The 19,837-nt window shown below is 68.4% G+C and carries 17 protein-coding genes; 10 read left to right on the plus strand and 7 right to left on the minus strand.

What is annotated here, in order from left to right; translation table 11 throughout:
* The first annotated feature begins 80 nt into the window (after positions 1 to 80).
* From eat to glmM, 7 genes are all read left to right on the plus strand, one after another.
* Entirely contained in the window at positions 81 to 1,526 is a 1,446-nt protein-coding gene (eat, locus tag BR47_RS0113305) for an ethanolamine permease (protein ID WP_020101489.1), read from the plus strand.
* Positions 1,523 to 2,932, plus strand: coding sequence for an ethanolamine ammonia-lyase subunit EutB (locus BR47_RS0113310; protein ID WP_029119809.1), 1,410 nt, complete (start codon positions 1,523 to 1,525; stop codon positions 2,930 to 2,932). The genes eat and BR47_RS0113310 overlap by 4 nt, the downstream gene beginning before the upstream one ends.
* Positions 2,929 to 3,705 (plus strand): ethanolamine ammonia-lyase subunit EutC, encoded by a 777-nt coding sequence (gene eutC, locus BR47_RS0113315; protein ID WP_020101491.1) that lies wholly within the window; start codon positions 2,929 to 2,931, stop codon positions 3,703 to 3,705. Before BR47_RS0113310 ends, eutC begins: the two co-directional genes overlap by 4 nt.
* Positions 3,706 to 3,727: 22 nt before the next feature.
* Complete coding sequence (locus BR47_RS0113320) at positions 3,728 to 4,990, plus strand: HAD family hydrolase (protein ID WP_036427233.1); 1,263 nt, start codon at positions 3,728 to 3,730, stop codon at positions 4,988 to 4,990.
* Positions 4,991 to 5,239: 249 nt separating this feature from the next.
* On the plus strand, positions 5,240 to 5,683 hold the full coding sequence (rplM, locus tag BR47_RS0113330) for a 50S ribosomal protein L13 (protein WP_020101494.1): 444 nt from the start codon (positions 5,240 to 5,242) through the stop codon (positions 5,681 to 5,683).
* Between the two features lie 20 nt (positions 5,684 to 5,703).
* The gene (rpsI, locus tag BR47_RS0113335) at positions 5,704 to 6,144 is read left to right on the plus strand and encodes a 30S ribosomal protein S9 (RefSeq protein ID WP_502685705.1); all 441 of its coding nucleotides are present in this window, start codon (positions 5,704 to 5,706) and stop codon (positions 6,142 to 6,144) included.
* Between the two features lie 89 nt (positions 6,145 to 6,233).
* Positions 6,234 to 7,571: a phosphoglucosamine mutase gene (gene glmM, locus BR47_RS0113340; protein WP_020101496.1), complete on the plus strand. Its 1,338-nt coding sequence runs from the start codon at positions 6,234 to 6,236 to the stop codon at positions 7,569 to 7,571.
* Positions 7,572 to 7,591: 20 nt separating this feature from the next.
* Here glmM and BR47_RS0113345 read toward each other — a convergent pair whose 3' ends face one another.
* Positions 7,592 to 7,831, minus strand: coding sequence for a hypothetical protein (locus BR47_RS0113345; RefSeq protein ID WP_051634781.1), 240 nt, complete (start codon positions 7,829 to 7,831; stop codon positions 7,592 to 7,594).
* A 27-nt stretch (positions 7,832 to 7,858) separates the two neighbouring features.
* A complete protein-coding gene (locus tag BR47_RS0113350) occupies positions 7,859 to 9,256 on the minus strand; it encodes an L-serine ammonia-lyase (protein WP_029119812.1) in 1,398 nt (465 codons plus the stop codon).
* Positions 9,257 to 9,420: 164 nt separating this feature from the next.
* Between BR47_RS0113350 and BR47_RS0113355 the strand changes: the two genes are divergently transcribed.
* From BR47_RS0113355 to BR47_RS0113365, 3 genes are read left to right on the plus strand one after another with little or no spacing between them, the layout of a single operon-like run.
* Positions 9,421 to 11,469 carry an NADH:flavin oxidoreductase gene (locus BR47_RS0113355; RefSeq protein ID WP_029119813.1) on the plus strand — a complete coding sequence of 683 codons (2,049 nt, stop codon included), beginning with the start codon at positions 9,421 to 9,423 and terminating at the stop codon, positions 11,467 to 11,469.
* A gap of 46 nt (positions 11,470 to 11,515) precedes the next feature.
* Complete coding sequence (locus BR47_RS0113360; RefSeq protein WP_029119814.1) at positions 11,516 to 12,601, plus strand: S-(hydroxymethyl)mycothiol dehydrogenase; 1,086 nt, start codon at positions 11,516 to 11,518, stop codon at positions 12,599 to 12,601.
* Positions 12,598 to 13,230 carry an MBL fold metallo-hydrolase gene (locus tag BR47_RS0113365; protein WP_029119815.1) on the plus strand — a complete coding sequence of 211 codons (633 nt, stop codon included), beginning with the start codon at positions 12,598 to 12,600 and terminating at the stop codon, positions 13,228 to 13,230. The genes BR47_RS0113360 and BR47_RS0113365 overlap by 4 nt, the downstream gene beginning before the upstream one ends.
* A gap of 318 nt (positions 13,231 to 13,548) precedes the next feature.
* Here BR47_RS0113365 and BR47_RS0113370 read toward each other — a convergent pair whose 3' ends face one another.
* The 5 genes from BR47_RS0113370 to glyA are packed head-to-tail and all read right to left on the minus strand — an operon-like array spanning position 13,549 to position 19,817.
* Positions 13,549 to 14,133 carry a sarcosine oxidase subunit gamma gene (locus BR47_RS0113370; RefSeq protein ID WP_029119816.1) on the minus strand — a complete coding sequence of 195 codons (585 nt, stop codon included), beginning with the start codon at positions 14,131 to 14,133 and terminating at the stop codon, positions 13,549 to 13,551.
* Positions 14,126 to 16,975 carry a 2Fe-2S iron-sulfur cluster-binding protein gene (locus BR47_RS0113375; protein ID WP_029119817.1) on the minus strand — a complete coding sequence of 950 codons (2,850 nt, stop codon included), beginning with the start codon at positions 16,973 to 16,975 and terminating at the stop codon, positions 14,126 to 14,128. The genes BR47_RS0113370 and BR47_RS0113375 overlap by 8 nt, the downstream gene beginning before the upstream one ends.
* Positions 16,972 to 17,250, minus strand: coding sequence for a sarcosine oxidase subunit delta (locus BR47_RS0113380; RefSeq protein ID WP_029119818.1), 279 nt, complete (start codon positions 17,248 to 17,250; stop codon positions 16,972 to 16,974). The genes BR47_RS0113375 and BR47_RS0113380 overlap by 4 nt, the downstream gene beginning before the upstream one ends.
* Positions 17,251 to 17,265: 15 nt before the next feature.
* A complete protein-coding gene (locus BR47_RS0113385) occupies positions 17,266 to 18,504 on the minus strand; it encodes a sarcosine oxidase subunit beta family protein (protein WP_020101505.1) in 1,239 nt (412 codons plus the stop codon).
* Entirely contained in the window at positions 18,501 to 19,817 is a 1,317-nt protein-coding gene (gene glyA / locus BR47_RS0113390) for a serine hydroxymethyltransferase (RefSeq protein ID WP_029119819.1), read from the minus strand. The genes BR47_RS0113385 and glyA overlap by 4 nt, the downstream gene beginning before the upstream one ends.
* Positions 19,818 to 19,837 lie beyond the last annotated feature (20 nt).

Here is a 19,837-nt window from a genome sequence, read left to right on the forward strand (position 1 = left end):
ACAATGATCAAGGCCGGCACCAGAAGACTCCTGGGGGCAGGCCAATTCGGCATCCGCCATCCCTCTTTCAGGAGTTCGCAGTGTCCATCACCAACCCACCCAGTGAGCACTCCGCTCGCGGTGTCGAAGAGCACGTCGAGAGCAACGAATACCTCGCGAAACGTCAGCTGAAGAAGGGCACGGCCGGCTGGCTGCTGCTCGCCGGACTCGGCGTCAGCTACGTGGTGTCCGGGGACTACTCCGGCTGGAATTTCGGTCTGGCACACGGCGGTTTCGGTGGCCTCGCCATCGCCGCCGTGATCATCGCCGGCATGTACCTGGCCCTGGTGCTGGGCATGGCCGAGCTGTCCTCGGCGCTGCCGGCCGCCGGCGGCGGTTACACCTTCGCCCGTCGTGCCCTGGGCCCGTGGGGCGGTTTCGCCACCGGCACCGCGATCCTCATCGAGTACTCGATCGCCCCCGCCGCCATCGCGACGTTCATCGGCGCCTACGTGGAATCGTTGGGGCTCTTCGGGATTCACAACGGCTGGTGGGTGTATCTGGCGGCCTACGCGTTCTTCATCGGCATCCACCTGTCCGGTGTCGGTGAGGCGCTCAAGGTGATGTTCGTGATCACCGCCATCGCGCTGCTGGGCCTGGTGATCTTCGCGGTCTGTGCCATCGGGCAGTTCGACGTCTCCAACCTGACCACCATTGCGGTCGACGTCAACGCGGCCGGGGCCTCGGCGATCCTGCCGCACGGCTACCTCGGCATCTGGGCCGCCATCCCGTTCGCCATCTGGTTCTTCCTGGCGATCGAAGGCGTGCCGCTGGCCGCCGAGGAAACCGCGAACCCGGAGAAGAACGTGCCGCGCGGCATCATCGCGGCGATGACGGTCCTGCTGGTCACCTGCGCCGTCGTGCTGGTGCTCACCACGGGTGTCGGTGGCGCGCAACAGATGTCGGCCTCGGGCAACCCGCTCGTCGAGGCGCTCGGTTCGGGCGTCGGCGCCAAGCTGGTCAACTACATCGGCCTGGCCGGACTGATCGCGAGCTTCTTCTCGATCATCTACGCCTACTCGCGTCAGCTCTTCGCCCTGTCCCGGGCGGGCTACCTGCCGACCCAGCTGTCGGTGACCAACTCCCGCAAGGCGCCGACACTGGCGCTCATCGTCCCCGGCGTCATCGGCTTCCTGCTGTCGCTGACCGGCAAGGGCGACCTGCTGCTGAACATGGCGGTCTTCGGTGCGGCCGTGAGTTACGTCCTGATGATGGTCAGCCACATCGTGCTGCGCCGCCGCGAGCCGAACATGCCGCGGCCGTACCGCACCCCGGGCGGCATCGCCACCACCGGCTTCGCGCTCGTCATCGCGGTCGTCGCGGTCATCGCCACCTTCCTGGTCGACCCTAAGGCCGTTGGCTTGTGCCTGCTGGTGTTCTGCGCCTTCATGCTCTACTTCGCGGTCTACAGCCGGCACCATTTGGTGGCAAACTCTCCTGATGAAGAGTTCGCGATGCTCGCAGAAGCCGAGGACGAGCTGAAATGAAGTACCACCAGCGGATTTCGGGGGTGAACCACACCTTCGACGGGCTTGTGGATTTGATGGCCAAGGCCACGCCGCTGCGCTCCGGTGATGAACTCGCCGGGTGCGCGGCCCACAACGACGCCGAGCGGGCCGCCGCGGCGTGGGCACTGGCCGACCTTCCGCTGGACACCTTCCTCAATGAAGCGGTGGTGCCGTACGAGACCGACGAGGTCACCCGGCTCATCATGGATTCCCATGACCAGCAAGCGTTTTCGGAAGTCTCCCACCTGACGGTGGGAGGTTTCCGGGACTGGCTGCTGGACGCGGTGGCCGGCGACGACGCCGCCGCGAAGATCGCTGCCGTCGCCCCCGGCATCACGCCGGAGATGGCGGCCGCGGTCTCGAAGATCATGCGGAACCAGGACCTGATCGCCGTCACCGCGGCCACCCAGGTGCACGCGGCCTTCCGCAGCACCATCGGGTTGCCGGGCACCCTGGCCACCCGGCTGCAGCCCAACCACCCGACCGACGATCCGCGCGGCATCGCCGCCGCCGTGCTCGACGGACTGCTGATGGGATGCGGCGACGCGGTCATCGGCATCAACCCGGCCACCGACTCGCCGCAGGCCACCGCCGACCTGCTGCACCTGCTCGACAACATCCGCAGCCGCTACGACATCCCGGCGCAGTCCTGCGTGCTGTCGCACATCACCACCACGATCGGTCTCATCGAGGCCGGCGCTCCGGTGGACCTGGTGTTCCAGTCCGTGGCGGGTACCGAGGGCGCCAACAAGGCCTTCGGTGTCGACATGGCGCTGCTGCGCGAAGGCAACGAGGCCGGCCGCTCCCTGAACCGCGGGACCGTCGGCAACAACGTCATGTACCTGGAGACCGGGCAGGGCTCGGCGCTCAGTTCGGGCGCGCACCTCGGCACCGGAGGGCGGCCCGTCGATCAGCAGACGCTGGAGACCCGCGCCTACGGCGTCGCCCGTGCGCTGGACCCGCTGCTGGTCAACACCGTCGTCGGCTTCATCGGGCCGGAGTACCTCTACGACGGTCGGCAGATCATCCGGGCCGGGCTCGAGGACCACTTCTGCGGCAAGCTGCTCGGGCTGCCGATGGGCGTCGACGTCTGCTACACCAACCACGCCGAAGCCGACCAGAACGACATGGACACCCTGCTCACGCTGCTGGCCGCGGCGGGTTGTGCCTTCGTCATCACGGTGCCCGGCGCCGACGACGTCATGCTCGGCTACCAGAGCCTGTCGTTCCACGACGTGGTGGCGGTCCGCCGGACACTCGGTTTGAAGCCGGCTCCGGAGTTCGACGCCTGGCTCAAGAAGGTCGGTATGACCGACGATTCCGGCAAGCTGACCAAGTTCGATCTGCAGCGCTCGGCGCTGCGGGCGCTCACCGCGGCGGGATGACGATGACCGAAGATCTCGCAATCCAGGAGTTCTGGGACGAGCTCCGCAAGACCACTCAGGCCCGCATCGGACTGGGCCGCGCCGGCAATGCGCTGCCCACCCGGGAGGTCCTCGAGCTGGCCGCGGCGCACGCCGCCGCCCGCGACGCCGTCCACGAGCCCCTCGACGTCGAGTCCCTCGCGGCCCGCGTCCGGGAGATCGGCATCGGCGAACCGGCGGTGGTACGCAGCCAGGCCGAGTCCCGCAGCGAGTACCTGCGCCGCCCCGATCTGGGCCGGCTGCCGGCCACGCCCATGGACGTCCCGGAGACCCCGGCAGACATCGGCTTCGTGCTGGCCGACGGGCTCTCGCCCTACGCGCTGGCCAAGCACGGTCCGGCGCTGCTCGCCGAGCTCGTGGCGCGGCTGGGCGACCAGTACACGCTGGCGCCGCCGGTGATCGCCACGCAGGCCCGCGTGGCCCTCGGCGACCACGTCGGCGCGGCGCAGAAGGTGCGGACCCTGCTGGTGATCATCGGGGAGCGGCCCGGCCTGTCCGTGGCCGACAGCCTGGGCATCTACCTGACGCATCTGCCGATGCCGGGCCGCACCGACGCCGACCGCAACTGCATCTCGAACATCCACCCGCCCGAGGGACTCGGCTATGCCGAGGCCGCGCGCGTCGCGGCGGGGCTGGTGTCCGGTGCCCGCGCCCTGGGCCGCTCGGGCGTCGACCTCAAGGACACCTCCCGCGACACCTCGCTCGAAGCGCCGGGCGCTGCCGAACTCACCTGACACCAGGAGAACCGTGACCCGCATGACCCGACTGGCCTCCGCCGCTGCGCTGGCCGGCCTCCTCGCCATGTCCGGCTGTAGCAGCCACGACAGCACCCCGGCGGCACCGTCATCGACCAGCACGGCGTCGTGCCGGACGCTGGCGCAGAACTCGGCCTGGTACGGCGACAACCGCGACCGGATCGACGCCATGCTCACCAAGCTGGGCACGTGCGGCGCCGCTGGTTCGGTGACCGCGGGGGCGCCACTGGCGCTGTTCGACTGGGACAACACCATCGTCAAGAACGACATCGGCGACGCCACCTTCTTCTGGATGGTGCGCAACGGCAAGCTCCGCGCACCGGCCGACGGCAACTGGGCGTCCACCAGCATGTTCCTGACGCCGCCGGCCGTCGCGGCACTGGCCCGCGCCTGCGCCGCGGCCAAGCCGGGGCAGCCGATGCCGACAGACACCGACACCGCGTGCGCCGACGAGCTCGTGTCGGTCTACACCGATGCCAAGACCAAGGCCGGGGAGCCCGCCTTCGCCGGGTTCCACGCGCGCCGCATGGAACCGGCGTACGCCTGGGCCGCGCAGATGCAGGCCGGCTGGCGCGAAGCCGAGGTGATCGAGTTCGCGAAGACGGCCCGCAAGGAGAACCTCGATGCCCCGGCGGGCACCGAGCAGAAGGTAGGCAGCGGCATGCAGACCGGCTGGGTGCGCTACTACCCGCAGATGCGCGACCTGGTGGAAACCTTGCACGCCAACGGTTTCGACGTGCGGATCATCTCGGCCTCGGCCGAACCGGTGGCCCGGGTGTGGGCGGAAGAACTCAACATCCCGGCCGACCACGTCATGGGCGTGCGGACCGAACGCGACGGCGATGTGCTGACGTCGCGCCTCGTGCCGTGCGGCGGCGAGTCCGCCATCACCTACATCGAGGGCAAACGCTGCCGAGTCAACGAAGAGGTGTTCGGCGTGACCGGCCCCGCCGCTTTCACCCAACAACCTGAGCCCAAGCGTGCGGCCTTCGCCGCCGGTGACTCCGACACCGACGTCACGTTCCTCACCGACGCCACGGCGCTGCGGCTGGTGCTCAACCGCAACAAGACCGAGCTGATGTGCACGGCCTATGACAACGCGGGCGGCAACTGGCTGGTGAACCCGATGTTCATCGATCCCAAGAAGCAGGCCGAACCCTACGCCTGCGCCACCAAGGGCCACATCGAGCCGACGGGCGCCAAGGCGCCGTTGCACCGGGCGGACGGCAGCGTCGTGCCCGACCAGCAGGACCGGGTGTACTGACCTGAGGTCGCCGATCGTGACGAAGATGGCGAGGAATCTCGATTTCTTCGCCATCTTCTTCACGTTCGAGGCGCTCACCCGCGTTTTGACCTGCGGTGACGCACCCGGGTAAGCTCCCACGTTGGTGCGCTGCAGGCCGTCAGGCCAATGCTTCCCGGGTCACCGTCGGTCGCCGGGAATTCGCAGCTCGCGTACTTGACCGGCACCCGGATAGCACCGGGACTCAACCCGAGAAGAAGAGGTATAGCTGTGCCTACGTTCACGCCGAAGGCGGGTGACACCACGCGTCAGTGGTACGTCATCGACGCCCAAGACGTGGTACTCGGCCGGCTCGCCGTGGAAGCAGCCAAGCTGCTCCGCGGCAAGCACAAGCCGACGTTCACGCCCAACTCCGATGAGGGTGACTTCGTCATCATCATCAACGCCGAGAAGATTGCCCTGTCGGGCAAGAAGCTCACCGACAAGTTTGCTTACCGTCACTCGGGTTTCCCGGGCGGTCTGAGCAAGCGCTCCATCGGCGAACAGCTGGTGAAGCACCCGACCCGCACCGTTGAGAACGCGATCGTCGGCATGCTCCCGCACAACAAGCTGTCGCGCCAGGTGCAGAAGAAGCTCAAGGTGTACGCCGGCCCGGATCATCCGCACGCCGCGCAGCAGCCGATTCCTTACGAGATCAAGCAGGTGGCCCAGTGACTGAAGTCGACGTGACTGAAGTGACCGAGTTCGAGGTGACCGAAGAAGCGGCACCGCGCGAGCCCGTGTACATCGACCGTCCGATCCAGACCGTTGGCCGCCGCAAGGAAGCCGTCGTCCGCGTTCGCCTGGTGCCCGGCACCGGCAAGTTCAACCTGGACGGCCGCAGCCTGGAGGACTACTTCCCGAACAAGGTGCACCAGCAGCTGATCAAGGCCCCGCTGGTGACCGTCGACCGCGTCGACACGGTGGACATCTACGCCCACCTCGACGGTGGCGGCCCCTCGGGCCAGGCCGGCGCGCTGCGTCTGGCCATCGCCCGTGCGCTGATCCTGGTTCAGCCCGAGGATCGTCCGGCACTCAAGAAGGCCGGGTTCCTGACCCGTGACCCGCGTGCCATCGAGCGCAAGAAGTACGGCCTCAAGAAGGCCCGCAAGGCGCCTCAGTACAGCAAGCGCTGATCGTTTCTGCTCGTGGGCGGGCGTGTCGCAGTCTGGACACGCCCGCCTTCGGCGTTTCATGGGGTCATCTGAAGGACGAAAGAAGGTTCATGAGTCGGCTGTTCGGCACCGATGGCGTCCGTGGCGTCGCAAACCGTGATCTGACCGCGGAGTTGGCGTTGGCGCTGGGTTCAGCTGCCGCCCGCCGGCTCTGCTCGACCTCCGGCGCCGGCCGTTGCGTCGCGGTCGTCGGACGAGATCCCCGGGCCAGTGGCGAGATGCTGGAGGCCGCGGTCATCGCCGGCATCACGAGCGAGGGCGTCGACGTGCTGCGGGTCGGCGTGCTGCCGACCCCCGCGGTGGCCTATCTGACCGCCTCGTACGACGCGCAGCTCGGCGTGATGATCTCCGCCTCGCACAACCCCATGCCGGACAACGGCATCAAGATTTTCGGTACCGGCGGGCACAAGCTCGACGACGACACCGAGGACCGCATCGCCGAACTGGTCGCCGCCGGTCCGGGTACCCGGCCGACGGGCGCCGGCATCGGCCGCGTGCTCGACGCCGCCGATGCACTGGACCGCTACCTCACCCACGCCGCCAAGGCTGCGGTCGCGCCGCTGGCCGGGCTGACGGTCGTCGTCGACTGCGCGAACGGCGCCGCCTCGGCGGCCGCCCCGCAGGCATATCGAGCGGCCGGAGCCACAGTTATAGCGATCAACGCCGAGCCGACGGGCCTCAACATCAACGACGGCTGCGGCTCCACCCACATGGCGCAGCTGCAGCAGGCCGTCATCGACCACGGTGCCGACCTGGGCCTGGCCCACGACGGCGACGCCGACCGCTGTCTGGCCGTCGACGCGTCGGGCGCCCTCGTCGACGGTGACGCGATCATGGTGGTGCTGGCGCTGGCCATGCGCGACGCCGGCGAGCTGGTCTCGAACACCTTGGTGGCGACCGTGATGAGCAACCTCGGCCTGCACCTGGCGATGCGCGAGGCCGGCATCGAGGTGCGCACGACGGGCGTGGGGGACCGGTACGTGCTCGAAGAGCTGCGCGCGGGACGGTTCTCGCTCGGCGGCGAGCAGTCCGGCCACATCGTGATGCCCGAGCTGGGCACCACGGGCGACGGCATCGTCACCGGACTGCGGCTCATGTCGCGCATGGCGCAGACCGGGTCGAACCTGGCGCAGCTGTGTGCGCCCATGAAGACGTTGCCGCAGGTGCTGATCAACGTCGAGGTGGCCGACAAGGCCACGGTGGCCCAGGCGCCGGCGGTGCAGACCGCGGTCGCCGAAGCCGAGGCCGAACTCGGTGACACCGGCCGAATCCTGTTGCGTCCCTCCGGAACCGAACAGGTGGTCCGGGTCATGGTGGAGGCCGCCGACGAGGACACCGCGCGCATGGTCGCGTTCCGCGTCGCCGAATCCGTCAGCGAGCAGCCCTAAGAGGTTGCGGCCGTGCGGGTTTACCCGGTGCGCGGCATGTGGTCGCGATAGTCGACGGCCTGATGTACGAGCGTCAGATCGGCGTCATCGAGCGGGAACTGGTGTGAGCGGACGGCATCGAGGACGGCGTCGAACCGGCGCATCACCCGGGGTGTGGTGATCCCGAACTGCGCCAGGGACGCGTCGTTGGACGGTTCCGCACCCGTCGCGCAGCCCAGCACAAAGGTGAGGATGCCGCGGTCGTACCAATCAAGGTGCATCGTTGTCTCCCTCTCCTGCAACAGCATTCAGCATTCGACGTAGTTCACCGGCACGTTGACCGCGAGGCCGCCCATGGAGGTCTCCTTGTATTTGGAGTGCATGTCCGCGCCGGTGGTCCGCATGGTCTCGATGACCTGATCCAGCGAGACGTAATGAGCGCCGTCGCCGCGCAGTGCCATGCGGGCCGCGTTGATGGCCTTGCCTGCCGAGATCGCGTTGCGCTCGATGCACGGAACCTGGACGAGCCCCTGGATGGGATCACAGGTGAGTCCGAGGCTGTGCTCCATCGCGATCTCGGCGGCGTTCTCGACCTGTTCCGGTGTGCCGCCGAGGATTTCGGCCAGTGCGCCGGCCGCCATCGATGCCGCCGACCCGACCTCGCCCTGGCAGCCGACCTCGGCGCCGGAGATGGACGCGCGCTCCTTGTAGAGGGAACCGATGGCGCCCGCGGTCAGCAGGAACCGCACCGCGGTGCCGTCGGGATCGCGGCGGCCGGCCCGGGTGTAGTGCACGGCGTAGTGCATCACCGCGGGCACGATGCCGGCGGCGCCGTTGGTGGGGGCGGTGACGACCCGGCCGCCGGACGCGTTCTCCTCGTTGACGGCCAGCGCGACGAGATTGACCCAGTCCTCGGCGAATTCGGGCTGCTTGTTCCAGTCCTCGGCATTGAGGCGCTCGAACCAGTCCCGGGCGCGGCGGCGCACGCGCATGGGCCCGGGGAGGTAGCCGTCGCGCGCAATGCCGCGCACTTCGCACTCGACCATCACGTCGCGGATATGCAGCAGCCGGGCGCGGACCTCGTCGGCGGTGCGGGTCTCGCATTCGACGGCGAGCATGAGATCGCTGATGCGGCAGTCGCGTTGGCGGCAGAGTTCCAGCATCTCCTTGGCGGAGTGGAACGACAGTGCCCGGGTCGTGGCAGTCGGGGTGGCTGGTTGCAGGCTTTCGGCCTCGGTGACGACGAACCCGCCGCCGATGGAGAAGTAGGTCTGCAGGTGCAACTCGGCCCCGTGCGCATCGAGTGCGGTCAGCGTCATGCCATTGGGGTGGAACGGCAGGACCGTCAACGGGCGCAGGACCATATCGGCCTCGGTGAGCGCGATCGGGCGTAGCCCGCCGAGCATGATGTGGCCGCCGGCCCGCATCTCCTCGACGCGCCGTTCCATGACATCGGTCCGGATCTCTTCGGGGCGGTTTCCTTCGAGGCCGAGCAGGATGGCCGTCATCGTGCCGTGGCCGGCGCCGGTGGCGGCCAGTGACCCGTAGAGGTCGACCCGGACGTCCGTGACCCCGGTGGCGCCGCCGAAGGCGTCGAGGGTGTGCAGATCGTCGACGAATCGGGCGGCGGCCCGCATCGGCCCGACGGTGTGTGAGCTCGACGGACCGATGCCGACGGAGAAGAGGTCGAACACGCTGATGGTCACCGGAAGCTCCCCTTTCGATGTCCGTAGACGGGCTGATAGACGAGTGATATATTAGTTACGCCACATACGGTAGATCAGCATTTGTACCTGGTCAAGCGGTACTTATGGGGTCGTAAACGGTGTGTGAACCACGTCCGAACCATCGGAAAGAAACGGACTCGCCCATGGCGCATCAGCTCATCGATCCGCTCCTGCAGCCCTTCCGGCTGAAGAACATGACCCTGCGCAATCGCGTGGTGAGCACATCGCACGAGCCGTCCTATACCGAAGATGGCATGCCCAAGCGCCGCTATCGGCTGTATCACGAGGAGAAGGCCAAGGGTGGCATCTCGCTGACCATGATGGGCGGCTCCGCGGTCGTCGCGCCCGACAGCCCTTCTGCCTTCGGCAACCTGCACGTCTACAAGGACGAGATCGTGCCGTGGCTCAGCGAGCTGGCCTACGGCGTCCACGAACACGGCGCCGCGGTCATGTGCCAGATCACCCACCTGGGCCGGCGCACCAGCAACTACGACGGCGACTGGCTGCCGGTGGTGTACCCGTCCGCCATCCGCGAACCCGCCCACCGGTCCTTCCCCAAGGTGGCCGAGGAGTGGGACATGGACCGCATCGTCAAGGCCTACGCCGACGCCACCGAGCGGTGCCGCGCGGCCGGCCTGGACGGCATCGAACTCGAGGCCTACACCCATCTGCTCGACGCGTTCTGGTCGCCGCTGACCAACCACCGCGACGACGAGTACGGCATGGGCAGCATGGAGGATCGACTTCGGTTCCCGCTCAGGGTGATCCGGGCGGTGCGCGAGGCCGCCGGACCGGACTTCGCCGTCGGTATCCGGATGTCACTCGACGAGGACCTGCCCGGCGGCCTGCAGTACGAGGACGGCATCGAGATTGCCAAGCGCCTGGTGCCCGAGGGCATCGACTTCATCAGCGTGATCAAGGGCTACATGGCCAGCGACGAGGCGCTCTCGCGCGTCATCCCGCCGATGGGTACCCCGGTCGCCCCGCACCTGTCGTTCGCCGGGCAGGTCAAGAAGGAACTCGGCATCCCGGTCATGCATGCCTCCCGCATCAACGATGTCGCCACCGCCCGGCACGCGATCCGCGACGGCCTGCTCGACCTCGTCGGCATGACGCGTGCGCACATCGCCGACCCGCACATCGTCGCGAAAATCCAAGCGGGCGAGGAGGATCGGATTCGCCCCTGTGTCGGCGCGACCTACTGCCTCGACGAGATCTACCAGAACCGCGACGCCAAGTGCGTGCACAATCCCTCCACCGGCCGCGAAGACCGACTGCCGCACCGCGTCGACAAGGCGTCCGGGCCCGCGCGGACGGCGGTGGTCATCGGGGCCGGACCGGCCGGGTTGGAAGCCGCCCGCGTGCTCGGCGAGCGCGGTCACCGCGTCGTGGTCTTCGAGGCCTCCGATCTGCCTGGTGGGCAGGTGCGAATCGCGTCGTCGTCACCGCGCCGGCGCGATCTCATCAGCATCATCGAGTGGCGGCTGGACGAGTGCAAGCTGCTCGGGGTCGACATCCGCACCAATCGCTACGTCGACGTCGACGAGGTGCTGGCCGAGAACCCCGACATCGTCGTGGTCGCCACCGGCGGCGTGCCGAACACCGAATTCCTCACCGAGGGCGCCAATCTCGTCACCGACGGGTGGGACGTGTTGTGCGGCGCGGTACATCCGCGCGGCGAGGTCATGCTGTACGACGACAACGGCGGTCACCCCGGACTGGATGCCGCCGAGGTGCTGGCCCGCACCGGCGTCGACCTCGAGTTCGTCACCCCCGAGCGGACTTTGGCGCCCGACGTCGGCGGCGTGAACTACCCCGGCTACTTCAAGGTGTTCGCCGAGCATGACGTGCGCGTCACGCTCAACGAGCGCCTGACCGGGGTGCGCCGCAAGGACGGCCGGCTCGAAGTGGACCTGTACAACGAATACGCGCACGCCACGCGGCAGCGCATGGTCGACCACGTCGTCGTCGAACACGGCACGCTGCCGTCCGACGAGTTGTACTTCGGCCTGGTCCCCGGTTCCACCAACCTGGGCGAGGTCGACCAGCAGGCGCTGCTCAACCTGCAGCCGCAGACCGTCATGCGCAACGCCGACGGCGGCTACCAGCTGTTCCGGATCGGTGACGCCGTCGCCAGTCGCAACATCCACGCCGCGATCTACGACGCGTTCCGGCTCTGCCTCGTTCTCTGATCTAAACCGTCCCCTGAAACGTCCCTGACAAACAAGGAGTATCTCTATGCCGCAACAAGTTCGAGGTGTCATCGCCCGCGCCAAGGGGGCCCCGGTCGAGGTCACCACCATCGTGATCCCGGACCCCGGCCCCGGTGAGGTGGTGGTGAACATCCAGGCGTGCGGCGTCTGCCACACGGACCTGACCTACCGCGAGGGCGGCATCAACGACGAGTATCCGTTCCTGCTCGGCCACGAGGCCGCCGGCATCGTCGAAGAGGTCGGCCCGGGTGTCGAATCGGTGGCGGTCGGCGACTTCGTGATCCTCAACTGGCGTGCGGTGTGCGGCCAGTGCCGGGCCTGCAAGCGCGGCCGTCCGCAGTACTGCTTCGACACGTTCAACGCCACCCAGAAGATGACGCTCGAGGATGGCACCGAGCTGACCCCGGCGCTGGGCATCGGGGCGTTCGCCGACAAGACGCTGGTCCACGCGGGGCAGTGCACCAAGGTCGACGCCGATGCTGACCCCGCCGTGGTCGGCCTGCTGGGCTGCGGCGTGATGGCCGGGCTCGGCGCGGCCGTCAACACCGGCAACGTCTCCCGTGGCGACTCGGTGGCCGTGATCGGCTGCGGTGGCGTCGGCGACGCCGCCATCATGGGCTCCCGCCTCGCCGGCGCGGGCAAGATCATCGCGGTCGACCGCGACCCGCGAAAGCTGGAGTGGGCGAAGGAACTCGGCGCCACCCACACCATCAACGCCGCGGAAGTGGACACCGTCGAGGCGGTGCAGGAGCTCACCGGTGGGTTCGGCGCCGACGTCGTGATCGACGCTGTCGGTCGCCCGGAAACCTGGAAGCAGGCGTTCTACGCCCGTGACCTCGCCGGCACCGTTGTCCTCGTCGGCGTGCCCACCCCCGACATGACGCTGGAGATGCCACTGGTCGACTTCTTCTCCCGCGGCGGAGCACTGAAGTCGTCGTGGTACGGCGACTGCCTGCCCGAGCGCGATTTCCCGATGCTGGTCGATCTCTACCAGCAGGGCCGAATCCCGTTGGAGCGCTTCGTCTCCGAGCGGATCAAGCTCGACGAGGTCGAGGATGCCTTCCACACCATGCACGCCGGCAACGTGCTGCGTTCGGTGGTGGTGCTGTGAGCGGGCAGCTCCGCATTGACCGTGTCGTCACCTCCGGGACCTTCAGCCTCGACGGCGGGACGTGGGACGTCGACAACAACGTATGGGTGATCGGCGATGACTCCGAGGTCGTCATCGTCGACGCCGCCCACACCGCGCCCCAGATCGTCGACGCCGTCGCCGGCCGCAACGTGGTGGCGGTCGTCGTCACGCACGGACACAACGACCACGTGACCGTCGCCCCGGAGTTGGCGTACGAGCTGCACGCGCCGATTCTGCTGCACCCCGGCGACGACATGCTCTGGCAGGCAAGCCATCCCGATGAGAAGTACTGGAATCTGGACGCCGGCCAGCGGATCGGTGTCGCGGGTACCGAGATCGAGGTCATTCACACGCCCGGGCACTCGCCGGGGTCGGTGTGCCTGTACCTGCCGGAGGCCGGTGCGCTGTTTTCCGGGGATACGCTGTTCAACGGCGGGCCCGGTGCCACCGGGCGGTCCTACAGCGACTTCCCGACGATCATCGACTCCATCCGGGATTCGATCCTGACACTGCCGGAGGAGACCCGGGTGCACACCGGCCACGGCGACCACACCACGGTGGGTGCCGAGGCCCCACATCTGGCGGAGTGGATCGCCCGCGGCCACTGACTGTTTGGCGCCGAAAGTTGGCTTGTATTCGAAGAATCGCAAGATCTTCGAACACAAGCCAACTTTCGATGCGGCGCCGTGGTTACAGGGTCAGGGACACCGGAATTGACTCTGCGGCAGCGGTGCTCGTTACTCGGCTTTGTGTGCCGTGGTTGCAGGGTGAATGGGCGGTCCTGGTTGACTCTGCGGCCAGGGCTGTAGTTACTCGACATTTGTCGCCCGCAGCGCAGGATCAATGCGCATCCTTTGCACTGCTGCCGCTGAATACGCCGAAAGTGGGCTTGTGATCGATCACAAGCCCACTTTCGGCGCTCTGCCTTACTCGAATTCCTCCACCGCATCGATCAACCAGTCGGCGAGGTAGCCGGCGAACGACGAGCGGACGATGATCCGGTAGTCGGTTCCCCTGTCGTCCAACGGAATCAGCACGACGGCGGCCAACGCCAGCATCGTCTGAGCCGCAGCGCCCGGGCCGAACACCCGCGGGTGCAGGTCCAGCGAGCAGCCCTTGGCCAGCACGTCGCGGGCGTGCGCCCCACGCAGCCGCACCATGGTGCGCTGTGCCGACACGTCGACGGCAGCACCGCCGGCCGCGGCGACCGCGTCGTGCAGCTCGGCCTCGAGTGCCTCACCGCCGCGCTGCGTCGAGGTCACCAGCCACTCCTCGGGTCCGAACCAGATCACCGTCGAATCGGGACCGGTGACACAGGCACCCGGTGTGGTCGGCAACGCGGCGAGACCGAGGACACCGGCAGCTTCGGCGCCGCCGGCTCCGGCCGGGTCGACCCACAGATCGACCATCGTGGTGAACGGCTCCTCGGTGAGGAGCGCTGCCGGTGCGGTCGCCGCGAACTGGGCGGCCCAACCCTGCAACGGGCTACGGCGAGTGAGGGTTTCAGCCATCGCGGCGTGCTCCTTCGGGATCGACGAGGACGGAACCGGTGACCTCGACGGCCACCAGGGCACCGTCCACCGGAACGGTGAGGGTGTCTCCGATACGGGCGTGTCCGCCCTTGACCAACGCCAGGGCGAACGGGCGCCCCAGCTCGGCGCTGCGGTAGCTCGACGTGACATGGCCGAGCATGGGAACCGGTGGTGGCGGCAACGTGCCGTCGGCCGGGGTCTCGATGATCTGGGCGCCTTCGGGCAGCACGGTCCGCGCATCGACCGGCAGGAGTCCGACGAACTGCTTGCGCAGCGGATTGAGGTTCTCGGCGCGCGTGAACGAGCGCTTGCCGACGAAGTCGGGCTTCTTCTTCGAGACCACCCAGTTCATCCCGAGGTCCTGTGGCGTGACGGTGCCGTCGGTGTCCTGCCCGATGATCGGGTAGCCCTTCTCGGCGCGCAGCACGTGCATGGTCTCGGTGCCGTACGGCGTGATGCCGAAGGGTTCGCCGGCCTCGATCAGCCTCTCCCACACCGCCGTTGCGTACCAGCCCATGACGTTGACCTCGTACGCCAGCTCGCCCGAGAAGCTGACCCGGCCGATCCGGACGTGCACGCCGTCGAGCTGGGTGTCGCGCCAGGCCATGAACGGGAAAGCCTCATTGCTGACGTCGACGCCCGGGAACACCGCGCCGATGACGTCCCGCGAGCGCGGGCCGACCACCGGGAAGGTGTGCCACTGCTCGGTGACGGAGGTGAGGCGCACACGCAGGTGCGGCCACTCCGTCTGCAGCCATTCCTCCATCCAGTCCAGGATGCGGGCGGCGCCGCCCGTGGTCGTGAAGACCTGGAAGCGATCGTCGGCCAGCCGCATCACGGTGCCGTCGTCGATCACCATGCCGTCGACGCCGCACATCACGCCGTACCGCAGCATGCCGACCTTGAGCGTGCTCATCAGGTTCGTGTAGAGCAGGTCGAGGAAGGCGCCGGCATCGGGCCCCTGGACGTCGATCTTGCCCAGCGTCGAGCCGTCGAGGATGCCGACACCCGTTCGGGCAGCTGCGCATTCGCGCAACACCGCGGTCTCCATGTCTTCGCCGGGCAGCGGGTAGTAGCGCGGACGCTTCCACTGGCCGACGTCCTCGAACACCGCGCCGCGGGCGACGTGCCAATCATGCACTGCGGTAACGCGTTCCGGGTCGAACATCCGGCCACGGCTGCGGCCGGCCAGGGCCGCGAACGCGACCGGCGTGTACGGCGGCCGGAATGTGGTGACGCCGAGATCCGCCACGGGGACACCGAGCAGTTCGGCGGTGATGCCCGACGCGACGACGCCGGACGTCTTGCCCTGATCGTGCGCGGTGCCGATGGTGGTGTAGCGCTTGATGTGTTCCATCGAGCGCATGCCCGCGCCGACCGCGCGAACGAGGTCCGCCACCGTCGCGTCCCGCTGGACATCGACGAACTGCGTCGCACCGTCGGCATCGGGAACCCGCCACAGCACGGCGGGTGCGCCCGTGGCCCGGATCGAATCCGACTCTCCGGCAAGCGGTTCGGTCGCGGGGGTGAAACCGAGACCGGCGAGGGCGCGAGTGGCGGCGGCGCGACCGTCGCGCAGGCAACCGGGCAGGTTGAACGTGCCTGCGGCCGAGCCGGCGACACTCACTTCGTCGAGCTCGGCACCCGGAACGAACGCGCCGAGGGCGGCGTCGTAGCGCAACTGCCCGCGCACCTGACTGAACAGGTGGACCGCGGGGTTCCAGCCGCCGCTGATCAGCAGCACGTCGCATGCCAGTTCGTCGGACGTGCCGTCCGCTCCGGTGACGATGGCGGCGCTGACCCGGTTGTCACCGCGGCTGCCACTGACGACCGATCCGGTGCGCAGTTCGATGCCACGGGAATCACAGGCGGCGCGCAGATCTGTGGCGACCGCGTCCCGGGCATCGACGATCGCGCTGATCGCCACGCCGGCGTCGTGCAGATCCAGCGCGGCCTGGTAGGCGCTGTCGTTGGTGGTGAACACGACGGCCCGCTCGCCGACCTTGACGCCGTAGCGGTGCAGGAAGGTGCGGGCGCCGGCCGCCAGCATGATGCCGGGCCGATCGTTGTCGGTGAACACCACCGGCCGCTCGTGCGCGCCGGCGGCGACGATGACGTGCCGGGCCCGGATCCTCCAGACCCGCTGCCGGCTCACCGCTGCCGGAGCAGCGGCCCCGAGGTGATCGGTACGCCGTTGCAGCGCAAGGACGAAACCGTCGTCGTAGTGGCCGAATGCCGTGGTGCGCTGCAGGTGCAGCACGTCGGGGTAGGTCGCGAGTTCGGCGACCGCGTCGGCAACCCACTGCAGTGCCGGGCGGCCGGCAATGGTGTCGGTGCTGCCCAACAGGGCGCCACCGGCCTCGCTCTGTTCGTCGATCAGCACGACACGGGCGCCGGCGCGGGCGGCCGTCAGCGCGGCCGCGAGGCCGGCCGGGCCGGCCCCGGCCACCAGGACGTCGGCGTGCACGTGGGTCGAGTCGTAGCGCGCGGTGTCGGCGACGTCCGCGAGCCGGCCCTGTCCCGGGAGGCCACGTGCGACGAGCCCGTCGTACAGCTCGACGGTGGTGGCCAGCAGCATGGGCTCGGGGAAGGGGTACTCGATCTGGACGAGGCCGCCGGTGTCCTCGGCCCACGCCGAGGTGAAACCGCGGGGCCGGCCCATCTTGATGCTGGAGGTGACGTGGTGCACCCCGTTCGCCAGCAGCGCCGACGCCAGCGTGTCGCCGGCGTGCCCGGTGTACTCCTGGCCGTTGAAAGTGAAGGTGTGCACCGTATCCCGGTCGATACGGCCACCGGTTTCGGTGCGCAGTGCGGTGCTCATGAGATTGTCGGCCTCTGCTCGTCGAGTCGGTAGACACGGTCGAATCGGTAGGTGGCGGTGTCGCGGATGGCGTTGAACCAGCGGCGGCAGCCTGCACTGTGGGTCCAGCGTTCAGCGAACAACCCCTTGGGGTTGGCGCGGAAGAACACGTAGTGCGCCCACTGTTCGTCGGTCAGTGAATGCGGGTCCTCGGGGTACGCGACGTGCGCCTGGCCGCCGTAGTGGAACTCGGTTTCCTCACGTGGCCCGCACCACGGGCAGTCGATGAGTTGCATTGGGGCTCCTGGGTTCTAGTGCGCCACGCCGGCGGCGCCGTGTTCGTCGACGAGGGCTCCGGTGACGAACCGGTCGAGGCTGAAGGGGGCGACGTACTCGTGTTCGCGGCCGGTGGCGATGGTGTCGGCGAGGCACCAGCCGATGCCGGGCGTCACCTTGAAACCGCCTGTGCCCCAACCCGCGTTGAGGTACAGGTTGTCGTAGCCGACGCGGCCGACGATCGGTGATGCGTCGGGGCAGACGTCGACGATGCCCGCCCAGGTACGCAGCAGGTGCGCGCGGGCGAAGACCGGGAACAGCTCCACCGCGGCGGCCATCTGGCGTTCGATGATGTGGAACGCGCCGCGCTGGCCGTAGCCGTTGTACGAGTCGACGCCGGCGCCCATCACGAGTTCGCCCTTGTGGGCCTGAGATACGTACACGTGCACGGCGTTCGACATAACGATGGTGGGATGTACCGGCTCGAGCAGTTCGGACACCAGCGCCTGCAGCGGGTGGCTCTGCAGCGGCGTGCGGATGCCGAGCATGTCGGTCAGCGTCGACGTGTGCCCGGCCGCGCACAGCGCCACCTGCCCGGCCCCGATGTCGCCGCGCGTGGTGCGCACCCCGGTGACGCGGTCGCCGTCGGTGACGAATCCGGTGACCTCGCAGTTCTGGATGATGTCGATGCCGGCCTCGTCGGCCCGGCGCGCGAAGCCCCAGGCGACGTAGTCGTGCTTGGCGATGCCGGCCCGGGGCTGATAGGTGGCTCCCAGCACCGGATAGCGAATGTCACTGGAAATGTTGACGATCGGGCAGAGGTCCTTGACCTCTTTGGGTTCCACCCACTCGGCGTCGATACCGTTGAGCTTGTTGGCCTCGACGCGCCGCACACTGTCGCGGACGTCCTGCAGGCTGTGCGCCAGGTTGAGCACACCGCGCTGGCTGAACAGGATCGGGTAGTCCAGGTCCTCTTCCAGCCCCTCCCACAGTTTGAGGGCGTGCTCGTAGATCCGGGCGCTCTCGTCCCACAGGTAGTTGGAGCGGATCAGCGTGGTGTTGCGGGCCATGTTGCCGCCGGCCAGCCAACCGCGTTCCAGCACCGCGACATTCGTGATGCCGTGGTTCTTGGCCAGGTAGTGCGCGGTCGCCAGGCCGTGCCCGCCGCCGCCGACGATGACGACGTCGTACGACTTCTTGGGTTCCGGTGTGCGCCAGAGGAATTCCGGGTGGTCGGGCAGGTGCGCGCCCGGTGGGGTCGTCGGTGCGGTCACAGCGGGGCCTCCGTGAGGTCGGGGTACAGCGGGAAGCGGTCGGCCAGCACGTCCACTCGGGCGCGCAGCGCGGCCAGGCCCGCGTCGTCGGCGTCGGGGCGCAGCGCATGGCTGATGACGTGGGCGACTTCGCGGAAGCTGTCCAGATCGAAGCCGCGGGTCGCCAGCGCCGCGGTTCCGATGCGCACGCCCGAGCTGACCATGGGCGGCCGCGGGTCGAACGGAACGGCGTTGCGGTTCACGGTGATTCCAACGCGGTGCAGCCGGTCCTCGGCCTGTTTGCCGTCCAGTTCGGACTCCCGCAGGTCGACCAGCACCAGGTGGACGTCGGTGCCGCCGGAGACCACGTTGATGCCCGCCGCTCGGGAATCCTCTTGCAGCAGGCGCTCGGCCAGGATCGCCGCGCCATCCAGGGTGCGCTGCTGCCGCTCGCGGAATTCCGGCGCGGCCGCGAGTTTGAACGACACGGCCTTGGCGGCGATGACGTGCTCGAGCGGCCCGCCCTGCTGACCGGGGAACACCGACGAGTTGAACTTCTTGGCCAGGGCTGCGTCGTTGGTGAGGATGATGCCGCCGCGGGGGCCGCCCAGCGTCTTGTGCGTGGTCGAGGTGACGACGTGCGCGTGCGGCACCGGCGACGGGTGCAGTCCGGCCGCGACCAGGCCCGCGAAGTGAGCCATGTCGACCATCAGGTACGCGCCGACTTCGTCTGCGATGCGCCGGAATTCGGCGAAATCGAGCTGCCGGGGATAGGCGGACCAGCCGGCCAGGATCAGCTTCGGCCGACGCTCGAGGGCGATGCGTTCGACCTCGGCCATGTCGACCCGGTGGTCGCTTTCTCCGACGTGGTAGGCGGCGACGTCGTACAGCTTGCCGGAGAAGTTGAGCTTCATGCCGTGCGTGAGGTGGCCGCCGTGCGCCAGGTCGAGACCGAGGATGGTGTCGCCGGGGGACAGCAGCGCCGACATGGCCGCGGCGTTGGCCTGCGCGCCCGAATGTGGTTGCACGTTGGCGTATTCGGCGCCGAAGAGGCTCTTGACGCGGTCGATGGCGAGTTGTTCGGTGACGTCGACGAATTCGCAGCCGCCGTAGTACCGGCGGCCCGGGTAGCCCTCGGCGTACTTGTTGGTCAGCACCGAGCCCTGCGCCTGCATCACGGCGACGGGCGCGAAGTTCTCGCTGGCGATCATCTCCAGCGTGCTCTGTTGCCGGTGCAACTCGGCGGAGATGGCCCGGTACACATCCGGATCCAGCTCGGCGAGGCTCGCGCTCAGCGTGGGGTTGGTGGCTGTCGGTGCGGTGTCGAGGGTCATGTACACCTTTCTGACATTGC

It is taken from the genome of Mycobacterium sp. UNC410CL29Cvi84 (assembly GCF_000686745.1).
Taxonomy (GTDB): domain Bacteria; phylum Actinomycetota; class Actinomycetes; order Mycobacteriales; family Mycobacteriaceae; genus Mycobacterium; species Mycobacterium mucogenicum_B.

Bases quoted from the DNA above. Each gene is read 5' to 3' on its own strand.
- BR47_RS0113310 (WP_029119809.1), top strand. From the start codon at position 1,523: ATGAAGTACCACCAGCGGATTTCGGGGGTGAACCACACCTTCGACGGG.
- eutC (WP_020101491.1), top strand. From the start codon at position 2,929: ATGACGATGACCGAAGATCTCGCAATCCAGGAGTTCTGGGACGAGCTC.
- BR47_RS0113320 (WP_036427233.1), top strand. From the start codon at position 3,728: ATGACCCGACTGGCCTCCGCCGCTGCGCTGGCCGGCCTCCTCGCCATG.
- glmM (WP_020101496.1), top strand. From the start codon at position 6,234: ATGAGTCGGCTGTTCGGCACCGATGGCGTCCGTGGCGTCGCAAACCGT.
- BR47_RS0113345 (WP_051634781.1), bottom strand. From the start codon at position 7,831: ATGCACCTTGATTGGTACGACCGCGGCATCCTCACCTTTGTGCTGGGC.
- BR47_RS0113355 (WP_029119813.1), top strand. From the start codon at position 9,421: ATGGCGCATCAGCTCATCGATCCGCTCCTGCAGCCCTTCCGGCTGAAG.
- BR47_RS0113360 (WP_029119814.1), top strand. From the start codon at position 11,516: ATGCCGCAACAAGTTCGAGGTGTCATCGCCCGCGCCAAGGGGGCCCCG.
- BR47_RS0113370 (WP_029119816.1), bottom strand. From the start codon at position 14,133: ATGGCTGAAACCCTCACTCGCCGTAGCCCGTTGCAGGGTTGGGCCGCC.
- BR47_RS0113375 (WP_029119817.1), bottom strand. From the start codon at position 16,975: ATGAGCACCGCACTGCGCACCGAAACCGGTGGCCGTATCGACCGGGAT.
- BR47_RS0113380 (WP_029119818.1), bottom strand. From the start codon at position 17,250: ATGCAACTCATCGACTGCCCGTGGTGCGGGCCACGTGAGGAAACCGAG.
- glyA (WP_029119819.1), bottom strand. From the start codon at position 19,817: ATGACCCTCGACACCGCACCGACAGCCACCAACCCCACGCTGAGCGCG.